Source organism: Ruegeria sp. H7, from assembly GCF_056532945.1.
The window spans coordinates 78,677-99,402 of the sequence record NZ_JBQFNZ010000006.1; the positions used below are offsets into that span (position 1 = coordinate 78,677).

The 20,726-nt window shown below is 59.5% G+C and carries 14 protein-coding genes; 5 read left to right on the forward strand and 9 right to left on the reverse strand.

All coding sequences use genetic code 11. The annotated features are described in order from the left end of the window. Position 1: 1 nt before the first annotated feature. From ACR0AC_RS13820 to ACR0AC_RS13845, 6 genes are all read right to left on the reverse strand, one after another. On the reverse strand, positions 2–1,165 hold the full coding sequence (locus tag ACR0AC_RS13820; RefSeq protein WP_170454402.1) for a serine hydrolase domain-containing protein: 1,164 nt from the start codon (positions 1,163–1,165) through the stop codon (positions 2–4). Between the two features lie 82 nt (positions 1,166–1,247). Continuing rightward, positions 1,248–1,928: an aminoacyl-tRNA hydrolase gene (gene pth, locus ACR0AC_RS13825; RefSeq protein WP_170454400.1), complete on the reverse strand. Its 681-nt coding sequence runs from the start codon at positions 1,926–1,928 to the stop codon at positions 1,248–1,250. Between the two features lie 124 nt (positions 1,929–2,052). Continuing rightward, the gene (locus ACR0AC_RS13830; protein WP_170454398.1) at positions 2,053–2,706 is read right to left on the reverse strand and encodes a 50S ribosomal protein L25/general stress protein Ctc; all 654 of its coding nucleotides are present in this window, start codon (positions 2,704–2,706) and stop codon (positions 2,053–2,055) included. A gap of 244 nt (positions 2,707–2,950) precedes the next feature. Continuing rightward, positions 2,951–4,117: an alpha-hydroxy acid oxidase gene (locus ACR0AC_RS13835; protein WP_480874135.1), complete on the reverse strand. Its 1,167-nt coding sequence runs from the start codon at positions 4,115–4,117 to the stop codon at positions 2,951–2,953. Positions 4,118–4,280: 163 nt separating this feature from the next. After that, on the reverse strand, positions 4,281–5,072 hold the full coding sequence (gene trpA / locus ACR0AC_RS13840) for a tryptophan synthase subunit alpha (protein WP_170454394.1): 792 nt from the start codon (positions 5,070–5,072) through the stop codon (positions 4,281–4,283). Between the two features lie 79 nt (positions 5,073–5,151). Next, entirely contained in the window at positions 5,152–5,640 is a 489-nt protein-coding gene (locus ACR0AC_RS13845; RefSeq protein ID WP_170454392.1) for an acyloxyacyl hydrolase, read from the reverse strand. 202 nt (positions 5,641–5,842) lie between these two features. Between ACR0AC_RS13845 and ychF the strand changes: the two genes are divergently transcribed. From ychF to fdhF, 4 genes are all read left to right on the forward strand, one after another. Beyond that, a complete protein-coding gene (gene ychF, locus ACR0AC_RS13850; protein WP_480874138.1) occupies positions 5,843–6,940 on the forward strand; it encodes a redox-regulated ATPase YchF in 1,098 nt (365 codons plus the stop codon). Between the two features lie 785 nt (positions 6,941–7,725). Continuing rightward, positions 7,726–8,607 (forward strand): LysR family transcriptional regulator, encoded by an 882-nt coding sequence (locus tag ACR0AC_RS13855; protein ID WP_170520472.1) that lies wholly within the window; start codon positions 7,726–7,728, stop codon positions 8,605–8,607. An 84-nt stretch (positions 8,608–8,691) separates the two neighbouring features. After that, positions 8,692–10,395 carry an NAD(P)H-dependent oxidoreductase subunit E gene (locus ACR0AC_RS13860; RefSeq protein WP_480874141.1) on the forward strand — a complete coding sequence of 568 codons (1,704 nt, stop codon included), beginning with the start codon at positions 8,692–8,694 and terminating at the stop codon, positions 10,393–10,395. 14 nt (positions 10,396–10,409) lie between these two features. After that, on the forward strand, positions 10,410–13,193 hold the full coding sequence (gene fdhF, locus ACR0AC_RS13865) for a formate dehydrogenase subunit alpha (protein ID WP_480874143.1): 2,784 nt from the start codon (positions 10,410–10,412) through the stop codon (positions 13,191–13,193). A gap of 88 nt (positions 13,194–13,281) precedes the next feature. Here the strand turns inward: fdhF and ACR0AC_RS13870 are convergent, their stop codons facing one another. Continuing rightward, positions 13,282–13,647: an eCIS core domain-containing protein gene (locus ACR0AC_RS13870; RefSeq protein WP_170454381.1), complete on the reverse strand. Its 366-nt coding sequence runs from the start codon at positions 13,645–13,647 to the stop codon at positions 13,282–13,284. 217 nt (positions 13,648–13,864) lie between these two features. Here ACR0AC_RS13870 and ACR0AC_RS13875 point away from each other — a divergent pair, with 217 nt between their 5' ends. After that, the gene (locus ACR0AC_RS13875) at positions 13,865–14,377 is read left to right on the forward strand and encodes a thioesterase family protein (RefSeq protein ID WP_170454379.1); all 513 of its coding nucleotides are present in this window, start codon (positions 13,865–13,867) and stop codon (positions 14,375–14,377) included. On the opposite strand, the gene ACR0AC_RS13880 is transcribed toward ACR0AC_RS13875, so the two are convergent. Both ACR0AC_RS13880 and ACR0AC_RS13885 read right to left on the reverse strand, forming a co-directional pair. Next, positions 14,374–18,786 carry a translocation/assembly module TamB domain-containing protein gene (locus ACR0AC_RS13880; protein ID WP_480874147.1) on the reverse strand — a complete coding sequence of 1,471 codons (4,413 nt, stop codon included), beginning with the start codon at positions 18,784–18,786 and terminating at the stop codon, positions 14,374–14,376. The genes ACR0AC_RS13875 and ACR0AC_RS13880 overlap by 4 nt on opposite strands. Further along, positions 18,783–20,588, reverse strand: a complete 1,806-nt coding sequence (locus tag ACR0AC_RS13885; protein ID WP_170520482.1) for a BamA/TamA family outer membrane protein — start codon at positions 20,586–20,588, stop codon at positions 18,783–18,785. The genes ACR0AC_RS13880 and ACR0AC_RS13885 overlap by 4 nt, the downstream gene beginning before the upstream one ends. Positions 20,589–20,726 lie beyond the last annotated feature (138 nt).

Here is a 20,726-nt window from a genome sequence, read left to right on the forward strand (position 1 = left end):
CTTACAGGCTTTCGGCAATCTTGCGAAACATTCCCAAATTCACATCGTTCATGCCCGGTTCACGGAACTTACGATCCGCAGCCGTCGAGACGATCAGAACACCGCGCGCCCGGTCGATATAGATGTGCTGTCCATAGACACCACGGGCCATAAATTCACCTTCATGCGCGCCGGGCGGGATCCACCATTGATAGCCGTAGCCGTATTCATCGGGCGCTGTCGGGGCGCTGGGCGCAACGGCTTCGGCGATCCATTCAGCCGAAACGATCTGCTTTCCGTTGTATTCGCCCTCTTGCAGGATCATCTGACCGAACCGGGCGAAGTCTCGGGTGGTGAAGTTCAGACCGCCCAACACAAACGCAACCCCGTCACCATCGGTGATGTAGAAGCCATCCTGTTCCAGACCCAGCGGCTGTATGACCTTTTCCGTCAACAGGTCTGTCACGCTGCGCCCGGTCGCACCACGGATCACCATGCCGATGACATGGGTGTCGATCGATACATATTGCCAATCCTCGCCCGGGGTTACGAACGTGTCCTGCAACGAGGCCGCGAAATCGTCCAACTCACCGCCCAAAGCAATAACGCGGCCCATCCGGTTAATGTCCGAGTCGTAGTCCAGATAGTCTTCGTCGAAGGTGACGCCGCTGGCCATGTTCAACACATTGCGGATCGTCGCGCCGTCATAAGCTGTGCCCTTCAGGCTTGGCGCGTATTTCACCACCGGATCATCCAGCGAGTCGATAGCCCCCTCGGCCATCACGATACCGAACAAGGTGGCAAGATAGCTTTTGGCGACCGACCAGGAGATTCGCCGATCCTCGGGCGTGGTGCCCTGATAATAGTCTTCGAACAGAATCTGCCCGTCCTTGATCACCAGCAAGGATGTCAGCGACCGTTCCTCAAGCCATTGGTCGGTTCCGTCAGGCAGCTCGATACCAGCGCCATAAGGAAGTTCGGACACCGGCCCGTCACCGCGCGGCAGGTTCGCCGTCAGGAATGCCTCATCCATATGAGAGAAATTGTAGACAATTTTCTCCTCCGAAAACAGAGAGTTCACGGCCATCAGGCGCTTGATCTCTTCGCGCTTCCAGAATCCGACAACCGCCGCTGCCAGCACCAGAATGAGCAGGATGCGCAGCACCCACTTCAACAATTTTCTCATAGATCTCCTCCAATTTGCGGATTGTTGTAGAACGCGGTTCGTTCAATTCGCGATTGGGACGTGGCGGCACTGCACGCGGATTCTACTTGAACTTATCCAGCAGTTTTTGCATCGCCGAACGGTCGTCCGGCTGGGGCTCTGGTTCGGCTTTGATGGCAGGCGCAGCCGGTTTTGCAGGGGGTTTGGATGATCGCGGTGGAGCGGTGCGCAGGGCGACCGCATTCATGAACTTGCCGCCATCGCCATCGGCCAGGTGCCCAGCACCATCCGAGACACCGCGCAGCACATCCTCAAGCCAATCGCCATCGGCTTTGGCAAAATCGCCTAGCACATAGGGCGACACCATTTCCTTGCGCCCCGGATGCCCGATGCCCAGCCGAACCCGGTCGTAGGCCGGGCTGATATGTTCGTGGATCGAACGCAGACCGTTATGCCCGGCATGCCCGCCGCCCGCCTTGACGCGCACCTTGCCGGGGGCCAGATCCAATTCGTCGTGAAACACCGTCACGTCGGTCGAGTCCAGCTTGTAGAACCGCATCGCCTCGCCCACGGATTGACCCGAACGGTTCATGAAGGTCTGGGGCTTGATCAGCAGCACTTTTTCGCCGCCAAGACGCCCTTCGGCGATCTCGGCCTGAAATTTGGACTTCCAGGGGCTAAACCCGTGATCCTCGGCAATCCGGTCCACGGCCATGAAGCCGATATTGTGCCGGTTGCGGGCGTATTTTGAACCCGGGTTCCCCAATCCGACAAACAGTTTCATCGTCTCGTCCTTCGTGCAGTGCAGGGGGTTGATGGCACGGAATACCACCCGATTCCAGCCCGACCAAAAGAAAACGGGGCCCGAAATGAGCCCCGTTTCAAAATCCAAATCGTTGGGTCCGGATTTATTCTTCTGCAGCTTCCTGGCCGACGACTTCTACTTCGTCCGCGGCCACTTCTTCGCCTTCTTCATCGTCGCTGGTCGACAGACCGGTCGGCGCTGAGATGTTGGCGATCACGAAGTCACGGTCGATGGTCGGCTTGGTGCCAGCAGGCAGATCAACCGACGAGATGGTGACAACGTCGTTGATGTTCAGGCCGGTCAGATCAACGGTGATCTTCTCAGGAATGTCACCGGCGGTGCACATCAGTTCGACTTCCGGGCGGACGACAGTCAGAACGCCGCCCTTCTTGATGCCGGGTGCTGCTTCTTCGTTGATGAACTCAACGGGGATGTACAGCGCGATCTTGGTGGTCCGGCGCAGGCGCATCAGGTCCAGGTGGGTCGGCAGGTCTTTGACAACGTCACGCTGAACGTCGCGGCAGATGACGCGAACGTCTTCGTGGCCTTCGACCTTCAGGTTCCACAGTGTCGACTTGAACCGACCCGCTTTCAGGCGCTTGAACAGAACGTTGAACGGGATCTGAATCGGCAGCGGCTCTTTATCGCCACCAAAAACAATGCCCGGAACCATGCCGTCGCGGCGTGCCTGACGAGCGGCGCCCTTGCCTGTCCCCGTCCGTTCCAGAGCTACGAGATCAGGAATCTCTCCAGCCATGATAATTCTCCAATGTTAGGGCGGGCATCCTCCAAGGCTGTATGCCCGCGTGAAGCCGCGTCCTTAGCTTGATTCATTGGGTTTGGAAAGGGGTTTTTGGCGGTTTTCCTTTTTGCGAGGCTCTGCCTCGCGCTCCGGGATATTTATAGCCAGATGAATAAAGGATCCATGCTTCATCTGGCTACAAATATCTCGGGGGAGCCGCCCGAAGGGCGGCGGGGGCAGAGCCCCCTGCGCACGCCCATCAGCTTTGCCAACGCCCACCAAAATCTTCGGGGACCAACAAGTTGTGACGGCCCAGATCGGTCACTTTGCGTTCCCCGCAAAGCGCCATAGTGGTGTCGAGCTCTTTTTGGATCACCTCAAGGGCGGTGGTCACACCGGCTTGTCCCATCGCACCCAGGCCATAGACGAAGGCGCGGCCGATATAGGTGCCTCTCGCACCAAGCGCCAAAGCTTTCAGAACGTCCTGCCCCGACCGGATGCCGCTGTCCAGATGCACTTCGGTATCTCCGCCAACCGCATCCATGATTTCCGGTAGCACCCGGATCGAACTGAGCGCGCCGTCCAGTTGGCGACCGCCGTGGTTTGACACAATAATAGCGTCTGCCCCCAGTTTGGCCGCCATTTTTGCGTCGTCGGCGTCCAAAATACCCTTCAGGATCACCTTACCGCCCCATTGCTCCATCAGCTTTTCGACCTTCGTCCAGTCCAGGCTTGGATCGAACTGTTCCGCGGTCCATGCGCCCAGCGAGGACGCATCTGAAATGCCCTCGACATGGCCAACGATATTCCCGAACTCTCGCCGTTTGGCGCGCAGCATTTCGATGCCCCAAGACCATTTGGTCATCAGGTTCGCGATGGTTTTCAGGGTCAGCTTGGGCGGGGCGGACAGGCCGTTTTTCAGATCCTTGTGCCGCTGGCCCAGGATTTGCAGATCCAGCGTTATGACCAGAGCGGAACAATTTGCATCTTTCGCGCGCTGGATCAGTCGGCTGACGTAGTCTGTATCCTTAATCGTATACAGCTGAAACCAGAACGGTTTGGTTGTGTGCTCGGCCACATCCTCGATCGAGTTGATGGACATGGTGGACAAGGTGAACGGCACGCCGAATTCCTCGGCGGCCTTGGCGGCTTTCATTTCCCCATCCGCATGTTGCATTCCGGTCAGTCCGACAGGCGCAAGCGCAACAGGCATCGATACATCCTGTCCGATCATTTGCGACGCTGTCGAACGCCCCGCCATGTCCACCGCGACCCGCTGGCGCAGCCGGATCTGTTGGAAATCCGAGCTGTTTTCATGAAAGGTCTGCTCGGTCCAGCTGCCGCTTTCCGCATAGTCGTAGAACATGCGCGGCACGCGGCGTTCATAGATGCGTTTGAGGTCATCGATATTGGTAATCACGGGCATGTAGCAGACCTTTGAGGTTTTGGTTAGAAATTCTTACCAAGTTTTGAAGATCCTCACTACGCCTTTCGTGATTGCCTTTTCCGTGTTCACTCCCCGGTAAAACAAAAGCCGCAGCGGGGTGACCCGGCTGCGGCTTTGCTCAAGTAGTTTAGGATGCGTTTATTCAGACGGAATGGGCCCCGTCGGACAGGGATTTGACAAAATCCAGCACCTCGGCAACCGGCTTGCCTGCGCCGATCTGGCTGACAATGGCCGAACCGACGACCGCGCCGTCTGCAACAGTTGCAATCGCGCGCGATTTTTCAGGCGTATTGATGCCAAAGCCTACGATGACGGGCAAATCGGTCGCGGATTTGATCCGTGCGACCTCGGGTCCGACATTGGTGGCTTCGGCCTCTGCCGCGCCGGTGATGCCCGTGATCGAGACATAGTAGACAAAGCCCGAGGTATTCTGCAGCACGCGCGGCAGGCGTTTGTCGTCGGTTGTTGGCGTGGCCAGGCGAATGAAATTCAGGCCCGCCGCCTGAGCGGGCAGGCAAAGCTCTTCATCTTCTTCCGGCGGCAGGTCAACAACGATCAGGCCATCGATTCCCGCGGCCTTGGCATCCGCCAGAAACGCGTCCACGCCCCGGCTGTAGATCGGGTTGTAGTAGCCCATCAGCACAATCGGCGTGGTGTCGTCGCTTTCACGGAAAGCGCGCGCCAGATCCAGCGTCCGCTGCAACGTCATCCCACCGTCCAGCGCGCGTTGGCCTGCGGCCTGAATGGTGGGGCCGTCCGCCATCGGGTCGGTGAAGGGTAAACCCAGCTCGATCACATCCACGCCTGCGCCCGGCAACCCTTTGACCACCTCCAGCGAGGTGTCATAATCGGGGTCGCCGGCCATGACATAGGCAACAAATGCTTTCTTGCCTTCAGCTTTCAGGGCGGCAAACTTGGCGTCGATACGGGTCATCGGATGTCCTTGCAATCAGGTTTGGACCTGATGTGCAGAAAGTTTCACCGAAAATCAATCCCGCCCGGACCAGAACGGATCAGAAGCCCAGATGATACCGCAAGAGCAGGGTGTTCACGCCCGGGTTCGGGTCCTGCGTGCTGGCGTTCGACTTGTGGGTGATCGCAACCGAGATCTTGTCGCCGCCATTCAGCGTATAGCCGAGGCCCAGAAGGCTGCGGATCTGGAAACTGCCGCCCAGATCGTTTTCATCGCTGCCTTCATTGTAGTATCCCGGCATCACGCTGCCTTCGACAAACCAGCGGTCATTGAGGCTGTATACCCCGATCAGACCGGCCCCGAGATGGGCGCCGCCATCGGCGTCAACTGACAGGGCCGCACCCCAACCGGCGCTGAACCGGGTCGCCTGGTGAAAGGGTTGATGCTGGTATTCCAGCGAAACAAGGGCCTGATCATCGGCGGCATCATCGGAAAAATCCGCGTATCCGGCACCAAAAATCAAGGATTGAGCCTGGGCTGCTGCAGGAAGGGCAAGCGCCAAAGCAGAGGCGAAAAGGAACTTCTTCATAACCGTATTTCTAAGGCTGTTACATCGTTACGCGCTAAGTGGTTATCGTAAGATGTAAATTTCAATTCGCGCAAGAACACGATTTAGGAACAGTTTCGTGATGTGGCCATTTGGGCTCGGTCCGTTTCGCGTCACGCTACTGCTTGCGCATTCCACCGCAGGTGCATAGAAGACGCCGTCACATCGCTTTCAGGAGGCCGCAATGGGCTTTAAAATGGGAATCGTGGGTCTGCCGAATGTGGGCAAGTCGACCCTCTTCAACGCGCTGACCAAGACCGCGGCGGCGCAGGCGGCGAATTTCCCGTTCTGCACCATTGAACCCAATGTGGGGGATGTGGCGGTTCCTGACGACCGGCTGGATAAGCTGGCGGCGATTGCCTCATCGAAGCAGATCATCCCGACCCGGATGACGTTCGTGGACATTGCCGGTCTGGTCAAAGGGGCCTCGAAGGGCGAGGGGCTAGGCAACCAGTTTCTGGCCAATATTCGCGAGACCGATGCCATTGCCCATGTGCTGCGTTGTTTCGAAGATGGCGATGTGACCCATGTGGATGGCCGCGTTGATCCGGTAGCCGATGCCGATACCATCGAGACCGAGCTTATGCTGGCCGATCTGGAAAGCATCGAAAAGCGCCGTGCCAATCTGGTGCGCAAGCTGAAAGGTAACGACAAAGAAGCGCAGCAGCAGGAGCGTCTGCTGGCCGAGGCGCAGGCCATGCTGGAAAACGGCAAACCCGCGCGTCTGGTCGAAGTCTCCGACGAGGACGCCAAAGCGTGGAAAATGCTGCAACTGCTGACCACCAAGCCGGTGCTCTATGTCTGCAACGTGTCCGAGGAAGAAGCCGCCGAGGGCAATGAATATTCGGCCCGCGTGGCCGAAATGGCCGCCGCGCAGGGTAACGCGCATGTCATCATCAGCGCCAAGATCGAAGAAGAGATCAGCCTGCTGGAACAGGACGAAGCGCAGATGTTCCTGGAAGAGATGGGCCTGGAAGAACCCGGCCTCGACCGCCTGATCCGCGCGGGCTACGACCTGTTGAAACTGGAAACCTATTTCACCGTCGGCCCGAAAGAGGCCCGCGCCTGGACCATCCGCACCGGCACCGCCGCGCCTCAGGCTGCTGGTGTGATCCACGGCGATTTCGAAAAGGGTTTCATCCGCGCCGAGACCATCGCCTATGACGACTACATCGCTGCGAATGGTGAGCAGGGTGCGAAAGAGGCGGGCAAGATGCGGGCCGAGGGCAAGGGCTACATCGTCAAGGACGGCGATGTGATGCACTTTTTGTTTAATACCTGAACCGGAACTGGTTAGGTCGCCTGCGACGTGCCTTATTTTGGTTAAGTCACCAGTAGAGCAAGGCTTGCAACGCATAGGCGTCGCGTCGGCCGAGCTTGGTGACAAAATGATCCGTCGCTGGCCGCGTAAGGCCGGGCGGGGATCGTTCTACTAACTAGATTTTTGCCGGTTGCCTGCTTGGTGATCGACTGATCTTTTTTTAAGAGCGGTTTCTTAGTTCGTCGAATTGATGAATCAAGAACTCCTGTTCCCGTGCACGCGAAACAACCTTTACTCCGATTAGTCCGTGAACCAAGCCGGCAGCGCCTGAGAGGAATGCGGACAAGCAAATCCAAACTACCGTTGGTCGCATGTTCAGTATTCCTGCTAGCGGCAGAAACGTCAGGTTTCCAAACCAAAACGACGTTATCAACAGCAATGCGAAACCGGCAGTCAAAATCAGGACGACTTCTGAACTGACATTTCGCCGTGCACGCTTAATTATTTTTCGGCGCGCGGCCAAGGTTAGTTGGCCGGGATCAAAATCAAGCATTGTTTATTAGGACTCTCACCGCAACTACAAACGTATTCAGCTCTGTCATTCATTCCACCTTACCTTATGAAACCACTGTATTTTATTAAAGCGGTAAGTGCAGGCTGGATCCTGTCGACCGCGCGCTCTCCCTTTCTAAATATGCTAAGGACAAGCAGAATGTGGTTATTGAGTTCTTGTTCGTGCACAAAGGCGTGCGCCCCACTTCGGTATCGTGTAAAACCCGGTGGCCTTGTATCAGAAACATCTCCAAATGATCGAAATCCGCGACCTCCAACTCCTCAGCGCCCTTGCGCGGCATCGTCATTTTGCCAAGGCAGCTGAAGAATGCGGGATTTCGCAGCCCGCCTTCTCAATGCGTATCCGCAACCTCGAAGACCGGCTGGGTGTGTCAATCGTCCGCCGTGCCAACCGGTTTCAGGGATTGACCGAAGAGGGCGAGATGATTGTCCAGCGGGCGCGGCGCATTCTGGACGACACCAAGGCATTGGAACAGCAGGTGCTAGCCGCCAAGGGTGAGATCACCGGTACGCTGATCCTCGGCGTGATTCCGACTGCGATTGCTTTCACCGGGCGTCTGGTCAAGCGGTTGCGGGACGCTCATCCCCGTATCGTCACGCGGATCGAGACCATGTCCGCGACCGCGATCCAGCACCGGCTGGACGAGGGCAGTTTGGATGCGGGCATCACCTATGGCGACAGCATCGGCACCGATCTGCGGCAGGTGCAACCCTTGTATGAAGAGACCTATGTGCTGCTGGTCCCGTCCCACATGACGGATGAAACCGGCCCGATCCCATGGGCGCAGGTGGCCGAATTCCCGCTCAGCCTGTTGGAGCCGCAGATGCAGAACCGGCGCATTCTGGATCGGATTTTCGCTGAACAGGGCCTGCACCCGGATGTGGTGGCTGAAACCAGCGGCTTCACCGCCTCGATGGTGATGGCGCGTGAGGGGTTGGCGGCCACCGTGGTCCCCCGGGTTCTGGTGCGGGCGCTGGGCGATTTGAGGGGGACGCGAGTGTTGCCTCTGGTCGATCCCGTAGTCAGCAAACCGATTTGTCTGGCGACCCTGACCCGCGACCCGGAGCTGCCCACGGTCGAGGCCCTGCGCGCTGTGGTGACGTCTTTGCGGTGATAAGCTGTCGTTATCGTACGATTGCGACAAGCGATTTGACGATATGTTAGTCTGATGAGACACGGGCCTTAATCGGAGGGCATCATGGCACCATTAGACACCAAGCCATCAGGCGCACCCAAGGGCGTCTGGAAGTCAGGTAAAGGCAAGGGGCGGCACACGCCCAAAGGCCGTCAGTTCACGGATGAGGCGCAGGCGGAAATCACACGCCTGCTGGGCGACCGCCCGCGTCGCCGCGACCTGCTGATCGAGTTCCTGCATCTGATACAGGATGCGCATGGCCATATCAGCGCCGACCATATCGCCGCCTTGGCAGTCGAAATGCGGATCGGGCAGGCCGAGATTTATGAGACCGCCACCTTCTACGCTCATTTCGACGTGGTGAAAGAGGGCGAGACGCCCCCGCCCGCGCTGACCATCCGGGTCTGCGATTCCCTGTCCTGCGAAATGGCCGGTGCCCAGCAGTTGCAGAAGGCGCTGGAAGACGGATTGGACCCGGCTGAGGTCCGCGTCGTGCGCGCGCCCTGCATGGGCCGCTGCGACACGGCTCCGGTGCTTGAGATCGGTCATAACCACATCGACCGCGCCACCCCCGAAAAGGTGCAGGCGGCGATTGCGGCAGGTGACACCCACGCTCATCTGCCCGACTACGAAACCTTTGCCGCCTACGCCGAAAATGGCGGCTATGCCAAGCTGAAAGACCTGCGCGACAGCGGCGATTGGGAGAAGGTGCAAGAGGACGTTCTGGCCTCGGGCCTGCGTGGTCTGGGCGGCGCTGGCTTCCCGTCCGGCAAGAAATGGGGTTTCGTGCGCATGAACGAAGGCCCGCGCTATCTGGCCGTGAACGGGGACGAGGGCGAGCCGGGCACGTTCAAGGACCGTTACTATCTGGAACGTACGCCGCATGTCTTCCTCGAAGGCATGTTGATCGCCGCTTGGGCGGTCGAGGCCGAGACCTGCTTTATCTACATGCGCGACGAATATCCGGCGGTGCTAGAAATTCTCGCGACCGAGATCGCCGCGTTGGAAGACGCGGGGATTGTCGAGAAAGGCTATATCGATCTGCGCCGCGGTGCCGGTGCCTATATCTGCGGTGAAGAATCCGCGATGATTGAGTCGATTGAGGGCAAGAAGGGCTTGCCGCGTCATCGTCCTCCGTTTGTGGCGCAGGTTGGGGTCTTTAACCGTCCGACCTTGGTGCACAACGTTGAGACGCTGTATTGGGTCACCAAAGTCTGCCGCGAAGGTCCGGAATGCCTCAACAGCACAGAAAAGAATGGTCGTAAGGGCCTCCGCAGCTATTCGGTCTCGGGCCGGGTGGCGCGGCCGGGGGTCTACCTGCTGCCTGCGGGCTCGACCATTCTGGACGTGATCGAGGCTGCCGGTGGCATGGCCGAAGGGCAGACCTTCAAGGCGTATCAGCCGGGTGGGCCGTCCTCGGGCCTGTTGCCCGCATCGATGGATGATATCCCGCTGGATTTCGACACGCTGCAACCGCATGGCACCTTTATCGGGTCGGCCGCCGTGGTGGTCCTGTCCGATCAGGACACCGCCCGCGATGCGGCGCTGAACATGCTGCGCTTCTTCGAAGATGAAAGCTGCGGCCAGTGCACGCCCTGCCGGGCGGGCTGTGAAAAGGCAGTGAAGCTGATGCAGGCGGACAAGTGGGATCAGGACCTGCTGGAGGATCTGTGTCAGGTCATGGGCGACGCCTCGATCTGCGGTCTGGGGCAGGCGGCCCCGAACCCGATCCGCCTTGTCATGAAACATTTCGCTGATGAAATCTGAGGGGAGACAGAGCCATGCTTGATGCAAGCCCAAACAAGACCGTCACCTTCAACCTGAACGGCGAAGACGTCACCGTGCCCGAAGGCTGGACCATCTGGGAAGCCGCCAAGGGGCAGGGGTTCACCATTCCGCACCTGTGCCACAAGCCGCAGCCGGGCTATCGCCCCGACGGCAACTGCCGCGCCTGTATGGTCGAGGTCGAAGGCGAGCGCACGTTGGTCGCCTCGTGCATCCGTCCGGCGGCGGACGGCATGGTGGTCAAGACCGACAGCGACCGCGCCGAGAAATCGCGCGCGATGGTCATGGAACTGCTGGTGGCCGACCAGCCCGAAGAGGCGCATGACACCTCAAGCCATTTCTGGGATATGGCCAAGCTGAACGATGTTTCAGACAGCCGTTTCCCGGCAAAAGAGGCCGAGAAAATCCCGCTGCTGGACGACAGCCACGTTGCAATGCGCGTCAATCTGGACGCCTGCATCAACTGCAACCTCTGCGTCCGTGCCTGCCGGGAAGTGCAGGTGAATGACGTGATTGGCATGGCCGGTCGCGGGCATACGGCGCAGGTGGTGTTCGACCAGAACGATCCGATGGGGGATTCGACCTGTGTGGCCTGTGGCGAATGCGTTCAGGCCTGCCCGACCGGCGCCCTGATGCCTGCCACCGTGCTGGACGATCAGCAAAAGGGCGACAGCAAGGACTACGATTCCGAGACCGAAAGCGTCTGCCCGTTCTGCGGCGTTGGCTGCAAGGTCTCGCTGAAGGTCAAGGACGGTAAGGTCAAATATGTCGAAGGGATCAACGGCCCCGCGAACGAAGGCCGTCTGTGCGTCAAAGGCCGGTTTGGGTTCGACTATATCCACCACCCGCACCGCCTGACCAAACCGCTGATCCGGCGCGAGGATACGCCTGAAAAGGGGCTGAACGTCGATCCCGGCAATCTGGGCACCCATTTCCGCGAAGCGACCTGGGAAGAGGCGATGGATCTGGCCGCCTCCAAGCTGAAAGCCCTGCGCGAAGAAGACCCGCGCAGCGTTGCGGGCTTTGGTTCGGCCAAATGCACCAACGAAGAGGCGTATCTGTTCCAGAAGTTCATCCGTCAGGGCTTCAAGCACAACAACGTTGACCACTGCACCCGTCTGTGCCACGCCTCATCCGTGGCAGCGCTGATCGAGAACGTGGGCTCAGGTGCTGTGACCGCGACCTTCAATGAGATCGAAAACGCGGATGTGGCGATCATCATCGGGGCGAACCCGATTGAAAACCACCCCGTCGCCGCGACCTATTTCAAGCAGTTCACCAAGCGCGGTGGCAAGCTGATCGTGATGGACCCGCGCGGTGTCGGCATGCGCAAGTTTGCGGATGAGATGCTGCAATTCCGTCCGGGGGCCGATGTCTCGATGCTGAACGCGATCATGAATGTGATCGTCGAGGAAGAGCTGTATGACAGCCAGTACATCCACCGCTGGACCGAAAACTGGGAGGCCGAGAAAGAGCATCTGCGCGCCTTCACGCCCGAGGCGATGGCCCCGATCTGCGGCATCGAGCCGGACCAACTGCGCCGCGTCGCGCGGACCTTTGCGCAGGCCAAGGCCGGTCTGATCTTCTGGGGCATGGGCGTCAGCCAGCACATTCACGGCACCGACAACTCGCGCTGTCTGATCTCGCTGGCCCTGATGACCGGCAATGTCGGCAAGCCCGGCGCGGGTCTGCATCCGCTGCGGGGGCAGAACAACGTGCAAGGCGCCTCGGACGCAGGTCTGATCCCGATGTTCCTGCCGGATTACCAGTCGGTCATGGACGATGGTATTCGCGCCAAATTCAACAACGTCTGGAACTCGGACGACTTTTCGAACGAGAAGGGCCTGACCGTTACCGAGATCATTGATCAAGCCTATGCGGGCAACATCAAGGGCATGTACATCATGGGCGAAAACCCGGCCATGTCCGACCCGGATGTGAACCACGCGCGCGATGCGCTGGCCAAGCTGGATCTGATGATCGTGCAGGACATTTTCCTGACCGAAACGGCGAACTATGCCGATATCATCCTGCCCGCCTCGGCGCTGTATGAAAAGAACGGCACGGTGTCGAACACCAACCGTCAGGTGCAGCGGGTGCGGCCCGCCGTGACCCCTCCGGGCGAAGCGCGCGAGGATTGGAAGATCACGGTAGAACTGGCGCAGCGGATTGGGTTGAACTGGGATTACACCGATGTGTCTCAGGTCTTTGCCGAGATGAAGCTTACCATGGCCTCGCTGGACAACATCACGTGGGAGCGGCTTGAGACCGAAACCATCACCTACCCGTCGCTTTCCGAAACCGACCCGGGGCAGGCGATTGTGTTTGGCGATGGCTTCCCACGCGCGGATGGCAGGGCGCGGTTCACCCCGGCCAGTGTCATCCCGCCGGATGAAGCGCCGGATGACGAATACCCGATGATCGCCACCACGGGCCGTCAGTTGGAGCATTGGCATACGGGGTCGATGACCCGCCGTGCCACCGTTCTGGACGCCGTGGAACCGGAAGCGAACTGTTCGATGAACCCGCGTCAGCTAAAACTGATGGGGATCGAGCCGGGCGAAACGATCCGCCTGACCACGCGTCGCGGCTCGATTGAGATCATGGTGCGGGCCGACCGGGCGATTGCCGAAGATATGGTGTTCATCCCGTTTGCCTATGTCGAGGCGGCGGCGAATATCCTGACCAACTCGGCCATCGACCCTTACGGTAAAATCCCCGAGTTCAAGTTCTCGGCCATTCGCGTCGAAAAGATCGAAGACGCTATCGCGGCGGAATAGGCAGGAAAGCCTTCTGAAACGACCAAGGTCGGCCCAAGCAAGAGCCGACCTTGGTTGCACTGTTTTTGTTCCCCACGACCGGAAAGAATTAGCCCGAGACCAGAACCTTGCCTTTCTGGGGTTTTGGCATCTTGCCTTTTGCCTGCTGCACGACATGAGTGATTTCATGGGCAATCAACTTGTTGTTCTTTGAATCCGTACCCTTGCCAAAGTAAATGTCGTTTCCGTTGGTGAAGGCCTTTGCCTTTAGCTCTTTGCGGATATCGGCGGCATTCCCGCCGATGTGAACGCGGACCTTGGACAGGTCGGCACCCAACGCGCCTTCCAACCCGTCGCGCAGTTTCTTTTCCAACTTGGTTGCCTTGGTCCCGGACACTTCGGTTCCGATCGCCTTTACTTTCGCCTTTTTGTTTTTCAATGCCCCGACGATTTTCTCGGCTTCTTCCGCTTTCATAAATGGCTCTCCGTATTGATTTCGAAGCCTTTTTTGCGCCGACCCGGTTCTGGGTTCAGTGACACGTTTCACATATAGAAATCAGATTTTTTACTTTTTGAGAAAGGATTGAATTTTATCCCACGTAGGTAGCGCAGAGTTGTGGTCACGCACTTCCACACTGGACAGACGGGAAGTTTATCGGCCTCATATTCTGACCCAGCGGAGACGACATGAGATGACCAATAGCCCCCTGTCCGGATATGACGGACCTTACCCGACCCCTGTGGAAATCCGGGGCTTTGGCGTGAAACCGGAATGGATCGACTATAACGGCCATATGAATGTGGGCTATTACGGCGTCGCCTTCGACAATGCCTTCGAGGTTCTGCTGGTCGAACATCTGGGGCTTGGTGAACCTCAGGTACAGGCCTACGGGCAGGGGCCATACATTCTGCAGGCCCATCTGCATTTTTTGCGTGAGGTGATCGCTGGCGCGCCGTTCTACTTTCGGTTCCGATTGCTGGACGCTGATCACAAGCGCGGCCTCTATTTCGCTCAGATGATCTCAGAGGAAGACAACGCCGTCTGCGCGACGCAAGAGGCGCTGTTCATGAATGTCAGCCATCAGACCGGGCGGTCGGTTGCTTACCCGGATTGGGCCATTGCGCGCCTGGCGCGGATGGTGGAAGACCACAAAACCTTGGAGAGCGCCCCTCAGATCGGTCGCTCAATCGGTATTCGCCGTTAGTAATCGCGCTCGAAGAACAGGCCTATGCCGGTTTCGCCCCTGCCATCGACCGTGCCCCGGACCGTAAAGTTATCATTCACGTCCAGGTTCAGGTTCACCTCGGTATCGCCCTCGGTGTTGACGGTGAAGTCCGTGTAGAGGTTGTCGCTGAGATACGCGCCCGCGCCTAGACGACCTGCGCCGCCCTCGGTCGCGCCGATATCGATTGTGTCGACGCCGGTAGAGTCGCGCAGCCCTTTGGTGGCGTCACCGCCCGCACCGCTGAGCTGCGCCAGCGACGCCGCCATTTGCGCGATGATAAACGGCGAGAGTTCCGAGAACCGGTTGCCGAACAACAACATGGCCAGCGCCTCTTCGGCGGGGCGTTCGGGGTCCGAGAATACATCGACTTCCGGGGAATCCAGCGGCCCGGCGATTTCAATCGTGGCGGTTCCATCCGAGGTGCTGGCAGACGATTCGAACTCGATATACGGGGTCAGATCGCCTTGCAGTGTCACGATCCCTTTGGTCAGGGCCAGCCTGCGGCCCAAAATATCGAAATTACCCCGGATCAGTTCAATCTGGCCCGAGGGGACAACGGATCGTGTCGTGCCTCCGATGAAAATCCGCCCACCCAGTTCCGCGTTCACGCCGCGCCCGCGCACAAAGACGGCTTTGGGGGCCAGCAGACTGATATCCAGCGCAATGCGCGAGTCGCTTTGGGCGGCTTCCTCTTTCACCACCAATTGCGCCCGTTCGCGGGTGACATATTGCGCGCGGCTTTCGCCGATATGCGTGATCTCGGGGATTGGTGCCGCGCCCACGGCACCCGAGGCGGCGGCGAGGTTGATATTGGTTTCCTCAAACGTGATCTGACCGGACAGGGAACTGTTTCCGGCCAAAGCCCCCGCCATGACGATCTGACCGTTGAGCGTTGTCTCATACAGCAGTTGATCGGTCAGCACGAGGCTGTTCAATGCGGTGGTGATCTGGGCGTTGAACGGCGGCGTCAGATCGACCGGGCCAGACACGGTAAACCCGCCACCGGCGCGCATGCCGCCATTCATTGAGATGGTGGCGCGGCTTTGCGCCAGATCAACCGACCCGCTGATCCCGGTCACCGTCTGTCCCGCAGTTGGAATCGCAAAGGACGTTCCGGATGTGGTGATAGACCCGCTTAGGGACTCAAGCGCCGGTGCGCCCTTCAGCGCCAGATCGAACCGGGCCGCACCTTCGATCTTGTTCGGTGTGATGAAGATATTGGCGATGCCAAGGTTTACGCCGCCTTGTGCCCTCAGGTCAGCCGTGCTGGCGGTTTCGTCGAAGGTCCCCGCCACGGTGCTGTTGATCCCGGCAGGTCCTTCAGCCTTGGCATCAATGGTCCAGACCCCGTCTGACCGCTTTGCATTGCCGGTTGCTGCGACGGTGCCGGGGAAATCGGGCACAAACCGCTCGATCCGGTTGAGCTTGGCGTCAAAGTCCAGATCGGCAGAGCCATCGGTATCAACCGTTCCGACAAGGCTGGCGTAAGAGCTGTCGGGCCCCTGCAAATTGGCCGTGCCTTCCAGCCCCGATCCGGTTGGCGCAACATTGCCGTCCAGTTTCAGGGGTCCGGTGAGTGTTTCCGACAACCGCCCCAGATCGTCGAGGGCGGCGGTAAAGTTCAGCCCCCCGGTCTCGCGGCTCAACTGACCCGAAGCATTGGCGGAAAGGGCTGTTCCTTTCAGGCGGAAGGTGCGGATGTTCAACCCGTTCTCATCGTTCAGGGCATCCACGGTCAGAGTCGTGCGCCCCTGCAGCAGCGCATCCACCTGCTCGATCCCCGCGCGGATGTCATCTGCCATGACGCTGCCGTTCACATCGAATGCCTTGCTGCCCACTGCGCCCTTGCCTTGAAGCTGCGCCTCGACCGATCCCGCCAGATCGCGGCTTGCAAGGCCCGAGAACAAGGACAGGTTGGGAATATCCACACTGGCCGAGCCATCAACCGCAATATCTCCGGTGGGATCGTCAATCGTGGCCGCGACCTGGGCTGTCACGGCGTTTCCGTTGACCTTGGCCTCGCGGATCGTGATCTGATCCTCAGACACGGCCCCGTCAAACTCGACCGAAGTTTGCCCTGTCAGAAGCGGATCGATATCTGCCATCCCGGTTTTGATGTCCCGGCTTGTCATACTGGCCTTACCATCAAACCGAGGCGTTTTAACGGCCCCGCTCCCTTGGACACTGGCGCTGACCGATCCCGCCAGATCGCGGCCCGCAAGGCCCGAGAACAGCGACAGGTCGGGAATAGACGCACTGGTTGCGCCATCGAAAGCAATGTCGCCGGTTGGATCGTCAATCGTGGCCGCGACTTGGGCCGTTACGGCATTCCCGTTGATCGTTGCCTCGCGGATCGTGATCTGATCTTGCGACAGCGCCCCGTCGAATTCGACAATGGTTTCGCCTTTCAGAAGGGGGTCAATCTCGGCCATCCCGGTTTTGATGTCGCGTGCCGTAACACTGGCTGTGCCGTCGAATTCAAGGGTCTGAACCGTTCCGGCCCCTTGCAGGCTGGCCTGAACCGAGCCGCCAAGTTCGCGTTTCGCCAGACCGGAAAAAACTGACAGATCGCGCGCGGACAGTTTGGCCTGACCGTCGATTGACAGGTTGCCATCAGGGGTTGTGACCGTCCCGCTTGCCTGCGCCCGTGCCGCATCCGCAATCAAGGTAAAGTCGCGCAGCGTGATTCCATCGGCTCCGCGCTTGGCATCGACTATGATTGTTGTCTCGCCCCGGATTACCGGATCGATGTCGTCGCGCCCGGTGGACAGATCGCTGCCCTTGACCTCTAGCTTGCCATCAAAGCTGCCCTCAAGCGGTGAGCCTTTGCCCACCAGCCGGGCCGAGGCCTGCCCGCCCAGTTGCAACTGCGCGAGATTAGAGAACCGGGACAGATCTGTTGCGTCCAGCGAGGCCGAGCCATCCACGGCCAGCCCGCTGGTCAAACCGCTGATCAGCGCATCGACGCCCAGCGTATAGTCCGAGCCCACCAGCTCGAACCCCGACAGGTCAAGCGACTGATCGCTGCCATAGTCGAACACCCCGTCCAGCGTGATCCGCCCCCCCAGCGCGGTGTTCAGCGCAGGGTCTGCTAGGTCAAGCCCGTCCAGCGCCGCCTGCACGTCGCCATCGACGTTGACGATGTCGCCCTGTTCCAGCGTGCCCTGCGCGGTGATCTGCGCCCGGTCCAGACTGATCTGAGGCGATTTGAACGCGTTGGCCGTCAGACTCAGGTCCCACAGATTGCCATTCGCCTGATCGAACAGGGCCGAGATTTGAGCGGCTTCAATCGAAGTTTCGCCGCCCGAGGCTGGCAAGACAACAGTTTCCCCATTGGGCGGTGATATGCGCCCCTGCAATGCGGCCAGTTGCAAGGTCCCACCCGCCGCCAGTTGCAATTCGCCTTCCAGATTCAGGGCCTGGGACGTGAAATCCAGATCGCTGATCTGCAATGCGCCCTCGGGCTGTGTTTTGCCGTCGACAAACAGGCGCGTGTCCTGACCAAAGAATACATCCATGTCGTCGGCGACAAAGGGGGTCAGATCACCGCTTAGGTCCGCAGTGAAGGCAATCCCGTCTTCGGCCGTTTCATCCTCGGCCGTTGCCGAACGCAACCTGACCTGACCGGCCACCCGTTGCTGGTTGTCGCTGCTCAGTCCGATATCGGCGGTGAAATCTGTCAGCGGCCCTGATCCCTTGGCGGTCAGTCCAATGGGCGGGCTATCGGGGATTTTCAACGCAGTCGAGATCAACCCGCCCGAGGCTTCGGTCACGTTCAGATCCAGATCGATCTGACTGTTCGAGTTCTGGAACCCTGCCGCCAGCGTGATCTCATCCCCTGCACGGTCCAGCCTTGTAATGTCGAGATTTGTGTCCAGTGTACCGTCCGCCAACGAGAGGTCGCCAGTGACCGTCAGTTCCGCGGCCACGCCGATCAAGGGCTCGCCCAAGGCCAGCTCATCGATCCGAATCTCGCCGATTTCGATTGAGACCGGCAATTCCGGCAATTGAAACGGCTGGGTTTCTGCTGACGGGGGTGGGGCTTCAGTCGTTGTAGTGCCCGGAGCGCGGGCCACGTCGATCTCTTGCGCGGTCAGGGCGTTGACTGAAAACCGGCCCCGGATCAGGGCAAGACGGTTCCAGTCCAGTTCCGCCCCTTTGATCGTCAGCCAAACGCCTTCGTCATCGGCCACCGTGATCTCTTCTATCGTTGCGCGTGAACTCAGCGCGCCTTCCAAGCCTTTTACAGTGACGTTCTGATCGTCTCCCGACAGCGTGTCCTGCAGGAACCGCTCGATCATGCTGCCGCCTTCGTCCTGTGCGTATGCCGCAACCGGCGCGCAGGTCAGTGTGACGACCAGAACGGGGTATGAAAGACGCTGTATCAAAAGGCCTGTCCGATCCCGATATAGAATTGCAACCCATCGCCCGTGTCGCCCTGAACAGGCACTGCGAGGTCAAAGCGCAGCGGACCAAAACCGCCCAGATCATATCTGACCCCAAGCCCAGCCCCGGCATGATCCTCGGCCCCGGTGCCGACGAATGAGGACGTGTCTACGATACCGTAGTCATAAAACCCGACCAGCGACAGGGTGTCGGTGATCTTGCCGCGCACCTCGCCCGAAAAGCCCAGGAACGATTTGCCGCCCGCAACGCCGGTGCCGACCGGAATGCCAAGGCTTTCAAACGGTTGCCCGCGCACCGTCCCGGCCCCGCCTGAGAAGAACAGAAAGTCCGGCGTCACCCCATCCGGTGGTGGCCCGATGACCGAGCCCAGCTGGACCCGACCCGCCAGAACCAGCCTGCCACCGGTTCCAAGGCTGGTATAGGCGCGACCGTCAAAGAACAGCCGGATGCCGGTATCCGTACCCGAAAGCCCAACAAACGGCATGACCTGCGAATCCAGATAAAACCCTTTTGTCGCACTGACCTTGCTGTCGCGCTGATCCCATTCGGATCGGAATGGCAGGATAAAATACCGGAACTTGCGCCCGTCACCATAGGCATCATCTGCGTTCGACCACTGAAAGCCCGCCGACGCTTCGGCGTATAGCTGATCCGAAAAGGTGCGCCGCGCACCATAAGCCAGCGATGCCACGGTCACGTTGTAATTGTCGGTGTTTCGACGCTCCAGCAGCGCGCTCCAGAAGGTGTTGTCGTCCGGGCCCAGCCGGTCGGGTTGATCCAGTCGCAGGCCAATGCGTCCGTCCAGATCCTCGGCCCCGCCGATATTGCGCAGGGCGGCCTCGAACCGCAGACGTTCGGCCCGGCGAAAGACATTGCGGTGGGTCCAGGTGGCGGTGACGTCGACACCATCGCGGGATGCGAGCTCGACACCGAAGGTCAGACGGCGTTTGGGTAGGTCTTCGAAGGTCGCATCGAAATCCAGCGTACCATCTGGGTTCGGTTTCTCACGCTCTTGCAGGGACACCACGTTGAAGGTTCCGGTGCGGCGCAGGCGCGTGCCGACTTTCTGGATTTTGGCGGGCGAATAGACCTCGCCGCTGGGAAAGCCCGCGATCTTTTCGATCGACCGGTGGCGAACATCGGTGTCGCCCTTGATGAACATCTGGCCAAAAGTCAGTCGCCTGTCCGGGTCCAGATCAATCTCTGCATCCAGCCGCGCCTGAGCATGGCGCGCGATCACTCGCTGCCCGGCCACACTTGCCTTGGCATGACCCGCGTCCCGCCACGCCTGAACACCGGCCGAGGCCGCCTGTTGGATCGCGCCCGTGGTGGCCAGCTTGCCGGTGGCGAATTCCTCGGGCAGCACCGTGTCGGGGGCCAGAGGTTGCACAATTGCCGTGCCGAATTTGAAGGTCGGGCCGGTTTCCACTGTGATAACCGCGCGGTTGATCTGATTGGGAACGGTGAGCGAGCTCATCTCGGCTGCTTCCTGCCCGTCCAGTTTGATGCTGACGACCGGGCTGAAATACCCCTCGTCATATAGGATCTGCACCAGCGTCCGATAATCCGACAGGGCGGCAGACAGAATTTCCAGCGGCGTGTCCAGCCCGCGATCTTCGGCGGTGGCGACGGAAGAGGTTTCTTTCAGGCGCTCGACAACTTCCTTGGGGGCTCCGGGGGCGGTCAGTGTGGTTTCCAACGCAACCAGCGTTGTTGGCGCAAGGGCGGCGACAGCGCCCAATAGCCAGCATCTCAGACCGCGTCGCGGCTTGCTTCCCTGCATCAGTTGGCTCCAACTGCCCCCGAGTCGAAATCTCTTGTGCCGTGTTTCTGCACGGCTCTTTGAATTCAAGTTAGAGCATCTGAAACCGTTTGGGGGAAGGGGTTAATCGCGCGATGCGCCGAATTGCCGTGATCCGTG

Excerpts from the sequence above, each read along its gene's own strand:
- ACR0AC_RS13820 (WP_170454402.1), bottom strand. The coding sequence starts at position 1,165 with ATGAGAAAATTGTTGAAGTGGGTGCTGCGCATCCTGCTCATTCTGGTG.
- pth (WP_170454400.1), bottom strand. The coding sequence starts at position 1,928 with ATGAAACTGTTTGTCGGATTGGGGAACCCGGGTTCAAAATACGCCCGC.
- ACR0AC_RS13830 (WP_170454398.1), bottom strand. The coding sequence starts at position 2,706 with ATGGCTGGAGAGATTCCTGATCTCGTAGCTCTGGAACGGACGGGGACA.
- ACR0AC_RS13835 (WP_480874135.1), bottom strand. The coding sequence starts at position 4,117 with ATGCCCGTGATTACCAATATCGATGACCTCAAACGCATCTATGAACGC.
- trpA (WP_170454394.1), bottom strand. The coding sequence starts at position 5,072 with ATGACCCGTATCGACGCCAAGTTTGCCGCCCTGAAAGCTGAAGGCAAG.
- ACR0AC_RS13845 (WP_170454392.1), bottom strand. The coding sequence starts at position 5,640 with ATGAAGAAGTTCCTTTTCGCCTCTGCTTTGGCGCTTGCCCTTCCTGCA.
- ychF (WP_480874138.1), top strand. The coding sequence starts at position 5,843 with ATGGGCTTTAAAATGGGAATCGTGGGTCTGCCGAATGTGGGCAAGTCG.
- ACR0AC_RS13855 (WP_170520472.1), top strand. The coding sequence starts at position 7,726 with ATGATCGAAATCCGCGACCTCCAACTCCTCAGCGCCCTTGCGCGGCAT.
- ACR0AC_RS13860 (WP_480874141.1), top strand. The coding sequence starts at position 8,692 with ATGGCACCATTAGACACCAAGCCATCAGGCGCACCCAAGGGCGTCTGG.
- fdhF (WP_480874143.1), top strand. The coding sequence starts at position 10,410 with ATGCTTGATGCAAGCCCAAACAAGACCGTCACCTTCAACCTGAACGGC.
- ACR0AC_RS13870 (WP_170454381.1), bottom strand. The coding sequence starts at position 13,647 with ATGAAAGCGGAAGAAGCCGAGAAAATCGTCGGGGCATTGAAAAACAAA.
- ACR0AC_RS13875 (WP_170454379.1), top strand. The coding sequence starts at position 13,865 with ATGACCAATAGCCCCCTGTCCGGATATGACGGACCTTACCCGACCCCT.
- ACR0AC_RS13885 (WP_170520482.1), bottom strand. The coding sequence starts at position 20,588 with ATGCAGGGAAGCAAGCCGCGACGCGGTCTGAGATGCTGGCTATTGGGC.